At 66.3% G+C, this 579-nt stretch carries 1 protein-coding gene; it reads left to right on the top strand.

Translation table 11 applies throughout. The annotated features are described in order from the left end of the window. Window positions 1–548, top strand: a 548-nt coding sequence (locus tag LRG07_RS13795; RefSeq protein ID WP_238642774.1) for an integrase core domain-containing protein, incomplete at its 5' end; no start/stop codon positions are given. Between the last annotated feature and the right edge of the window lie 31 nt (window positions 549–579).

Genomic DNA, 579 nt, shown 5'->3' with positions numbered 1-579 from the left:
AGATCGTCGGCCAGGAGGTCTTCGAAGCGGAGAACGCCGCCAATAGCGCGAGGCTCATCGAACGCGCCACGCTGCAGGAGGGGTGCCGGCACGAGGATCTGATCATCCATGCGGATAACGGCGGCCCGTTCAAGGGCTCTCAGCTGCACGCCACGCTCGAGCGGCTTGGCGTGGGCAGCTCCTACAGCCGCCCGGCGGTCTCTAACGATAATGCGTTCTCGGAGTCACTGTTCGGTACGGCCAAGACCCGGCCGGACTACCCGAGGAACGGGTTCAACGACTTGGCCGAGGCGCGTGCCTGGGCCCTGCGCTTCACCAAGTGGTACAACGCCGAACACCGGCACCGGGAGATCAACGGCGTCACGCCCAATCAACGCCACGCCGGCGAGGACCACGCCATCCTGGCGCGGCGCAAGGCGCTCTACGAGCAGGCGAAGGCCAACAATCCAGGGCGCTGGAGTGGCCCGACGCGCAACTGCGAGCCGGCGGGGCCCACCTGGCTGAATCCGCCCGCCAACAAGGAGCGGACTTTAACAAGAGCCGCGTAGGTGGAGGTGCCAACTACCTTGACAGCCGTCG

This window comes from Halorhodospira sp. 9622 (assembly GCF_022228025.1).
GTDB classification, from domain to species: Bacteria; Pseudomonadota; Gammaproteobacteria; order Nitrococcales; family Halorhodospiraceae; genus Halorhodospira; species Halorhodospira halophila_A.
This window is presented reverse-complemented; position numbering and strand designations above follow the sequence as displayed.